Genomic DNA, 3,877 nt, shown 5'->3' with positions numbered 1-3,877 from the left:
ATCAGCCAACAGTCGGACCCGGAACGAGCGCCAACCACTCACAGCAACATCAACAATGAAGCTGAATGTTTACAGCTCGGGCGGGTTCCGCTTCCCTCGTGCGGTGTTGCGGGCGCGGCGGTTCCACACCATGTACCCGGTGTACTTGGGGTTGTCGAGTATCTCATTGACCGTGGCCGCGCTCCAGGACCCGCGTGTGCGACGTCCATCGTTCGCGGCGGGYGGGGGATACAGGTCAGGATCTTCGTTCAGAAGGTTGGCGATGTCCTGCCGCGACTTCCTTCCGACGGTTCTCCACTCGAAGATCTTCTGAACGACTGGGGCGCGGACCGGATCCCATGCGAGACGGGTCTTCGTGCTGCCGGCTGCCCGTTTCGCGGGGACGGGATGCGGAATCCTCTCCGCGAGGTATCCGTAAGGCGGGGAGCCGATGTTCCACCCTTGGGTCGCGTGCTCGCAGAAGCCGTCCCATGCCTTCTCGAGCGTCTCGAGCACGTACCATTCGGATGTTGCCTGCTTGACTCTTCTGGTCAGAATCTGTGTGGCGCGCTTACGCAGGTTCTGTATGCCCTCATCGGCAGCGAGGAGCGGCACGCCGCACCGTTCAAGGTCATGTTCGATCTTCACGCCGAAATACGTACGCCGGGCGACACGGTCGATTGCCTCGCAGATGACGGCGTCAAATGCGGGGCCTCGTGCGGCGGCATCGAGTAGTTCACGGATTCCGCCGTCGCGTGGAATTGGAACGGCGAACTTCTTGTAGGCGTCRCTCCTGCCGCGCTTGGACGGGTCTATGCGCCCGGATTCGATGTCCCAGTAGTATGCGACGATGCGGGCGCCGGGGGGTAGTACGGTCTGGCAGCTTGTGGCTTGACGTGGAAGGGAAAGCGTCGGGTCCTGAAGGTCCTCGTCGGATACTCTGCCGAGGAAAGCAAGGTTCAGGGGTGACGTGCCGACTGTTCTTGGCCCGTACATGGGTGCTGCGGGGAAGGGGCGTCCGGCCACCGGCCCTACGGGCGATTCACTCATGACGCATCTTGACTCTCGCTTCCTGGTTCCTGCGGGCTGCCTTCTCGTGATTTTCTTATCCAGGCGAGGACGCGTCGATCTACCTTTGCCTGGTTCAATCTCTGGTCTTGTCGGACCTCGGGTTTTTCGATCGAGAGGTACACGGCGATGGTGTATGTGGTATCGCCCTGTTTGTATTCACCAGCGTACACTGCACGGTCGTCGCTGTGCCGTGATGTTTCAACGCCGGCTGCATCGTTATGACCGTCGGAGTTCTCATTCTTCGGTCGAGTCATCAGAATTCCGGTCRCATTGCGAGTGGCGTGCGAACGGCTGCGTCGAGTCTTCGCCGGGTGCCTCTCGTGCCCGTGTGAGTGGACGTCGCCCCAGCGGTTGCGTCCCGTCCTCGCGACTCCTCGTTCGAAGCGGCCGAGCCCTGTGCGCCGGCAGCCTTGCCTGATCTGCTCTGGGCGCGGACACCCTGCCGCCGGACCGCGTTCCCGGCCCAGCGGCAGGGTGTCAGGGGTTCCGCCAAGGGACTGTCAGGGCTTTTGCCAACAGACTGTCAGCCCACCGGACTGCGGGCTCCTGCCGCGATGCCGCCCATATGCGCTGGTCAGGGCGCACTGTCAGCCGGCTGGGCTGGGGGTGCGTAGCAGCAGGATGTCCTCGTGCGCGATCAGATGGAGGGGGTGGCCGGCGGCACGGGCGACGCGGATGTTGTGCAGGGCGAAGAAGGTGGCGCGGGGGGTAAGGGTGCCGTCGTCGCGGACGGCGGYGAGGATCGCGGCGGCGCGGGCGTGCAGGTGCAGGCCGACCTCGGCGGCGACTTCTAGGAGAGCGCCGGGCAGGTCGACGAGGGCGCCGGCGTGCCGGTAGGGGCGCACGGCCACCGCGACGATCCCGCCGGGACGCAGCAGGCTGTGGGCGGCGGTGAGCATGGCTGCGACCCCGTCGAGAAGCCCCTCGAGGTCGGTGTTGGCGAGATTCGCGGGGCTGTCGGAATAGCGGTAGTCGGTTTTGCTGACGCCGCTGCCGGGAATGGCGGTGATGGTGCCGTGGGTGGCCTGCCCGTAGGGCGGTGAGGTGAGGAGCAGGCCGATCCGCCCGTGATAGTCGCCGGGAATGATCTCGGCCAGGCGGCGGGCGTCGCCGCGGAACACCTGCCCGGTTCCGGTGGCGCCCTGGCTGGCGGCGAGGTGCAGGTTGGCGCGGGCGAGAGACACCCAGCGGGATTCCAGGTCGACCCCGAGACCGTGGCGGCCCAAATGCGCGGCTTCCACGAGGGTAGTGCCGATGCCGCACATCGGGTCGAGCACAATCTCACCCGGCCGGCTGTAAAGGGTGAGGAGATGACGGGCGAGGGCGGGCAGCATGCGGGCGGGGTGCGTCATGGAGGCGGGGGTGTACCGGCCGGCGCGTTGCATCCGGGGGTGCTGCTGGCCGGCGGGGATAAGGCTATAGGCCCGCCGCGGGAATGGCGTGTTCGGGGTCAAAGGCTGCTCCGGGAGGCGGGGCGGGTGAACACGGCGAGGTCGGTGTGGATCCGCAGCGGCGGCAGGGGGGTGGGGATGGTCGGCTCGTCGGCTGGGTCCCAGTAGGCGTCGGTCGGGGTGGTGAGAATGCCGCCGGCAAGGGGGATATGGATGGCGAGGAGATGCTGGGTATATGCGAGGCCGGCGCTGCGGGCGGCGCTGATGGTGTCGGTGAGCGGGTCCGGGYCGACGATCGAGATGTCGGGGATGAGGACGAGGAGAATTCCCCCGGGGCGTAGCAGGGCGGCGAGGTTGCGGTAGAAGACGGCGAGGTCGTCTCGGTGCGCGGCCTCGGTGGGCGGGGAGGTGAGAACAAGCGCGGCGGTGCTCGGGTAGCGGCTGGTAAGAATCCAACCGGGGATGTCCGTGTCGCTGCTGGTGTTCACCGTCCGGTGGCGGCGGCCGGTGGCGGTGCACATGTCGGCGATACCGGTCAGGATGTCTGTGGTGGTGATGACCAGCTCGCCGGGGCGGCTGTAGGTGTCGAGGATGCGGCGGAGGATATCRCCGGGGAGATGCTCGCCGTCACCGGCGCGGGTGGTCCACACGGTGAGCGGAACCGGGTCGGCGGAGGGGTTCTCCGGTACGGATGGCACGACAGCGTCTCCTTCAGGGAAATACGCGATGGCCGGGTGTGCTCCTCGCCGGTGTTTCCCGGGGAGGAACGGTTTTCAGGGAACCACGGGCTTCTGCTTTTTTTCCTGACAGTCATGGCGAAGCCGCTGACACCCCCTTTTCCTATCCGGCCCTGGCGCGCCGTCCACTCTGACATTGTGTTGGCGGATCCGCTGACAGGCAGAGGTGTCAGAACGGAAAGAACGCCGCTGTCCTGACAGTCTTTTCCTAGTACTACAGCAACACCTCCCGGCGTGTCGGCTGCGACACGCCGGGACAAACACCCGCCCGAACCAAAGATCAATTGCAAATGCGCAGGTCGCGGCACTATCGCGTCAGCTGATCACAGCAACTGTTGCTGTAGTACTAGCCGGGGCGAGGCGGCGGGCCGCTGGTGGGGATGGCTTTCTGACAGTCCGGGCTGGACCGTGCTGCGCCGCTGTTCAGCGGCTGCTGTCAGGTTTTCTGTCAGCGGTGTCAGGGTTTTTGCCAGGGCCGGCTGGGTTTCTGGTCTCGCACGCTTTTCGACGAGCGAGGGAGACCAGTGAGAGGCAGAGCGGACAGTAGCGGCGGGCCGACGGCGTTGGATCTTGCTAAGGCGGCTTTCGTCGAGGTCGCGGAAGGCGGCCGGTGTGTGCTCGATGGCCGGACGGTGCATTCAGGATTGCCGTCGCGGTGCATCGGTGTGGGGGAGCTTCAGATTCTTCTCGCGGGGCCGG

Annotated in this window: 3 protein-coding genes; all 3 read right to left on the bottom strand. The window is 65.8% G+C overall.

The features are described 5' to 3' along the window. Positions 1-69: 69 nt before the first annotated feature. Positions 70-1,029 (bottom strand): recombinase family protein, encoded by a 960-nt coding sequence (locus tag KBI5_RS20960; RefSeq protein WP_198537863.1) that lies wholly within the window; start codon positions 1,027-1,029, stop codon positions 70-72. Between the two features lie 608 nt (positions 1,030-1,637). Then, positions 1,638-2,435, bottom strand: coding sequence for a DNA methyltransferase (locus KBI5_RS20955; RefSeq protein ID WP_085016211.1), 798 nt, complete (start codon positions 2,433-2,435; stop codon positions 1,638-1,640). Positions 2,436-2,500: 65 nt separating this feature from the next. Further along, on the bottom strand, positions 2,501-3,139 hold the full coding sequence (locus KBI5_RS20950) for a hypothetical protein (RefSeq protein ID WP_085016210.1): 639 nt from the start codon (positions 3,137-3,139) through the stop codon (positions 2,501-2,503). Positions 3,140-3,877 lie beyond the last annotated feature (738 nt).

Origin of the sequence: Frankia sp. KB5 (assembly GCF_002099325.1) — a bacterium.
Classification (GTDB): domain Bacteria; phylum Actinomycetota; class Actinomycetes; order Frankiales; family Frankiaceae; genus Frankia; species Frankia casuarinae.
The sequence above is the reverse complement of the archived record's forward strand: the minus strand, read 5'-3'. Positions and strand labels throughout refer to the sequence as shown.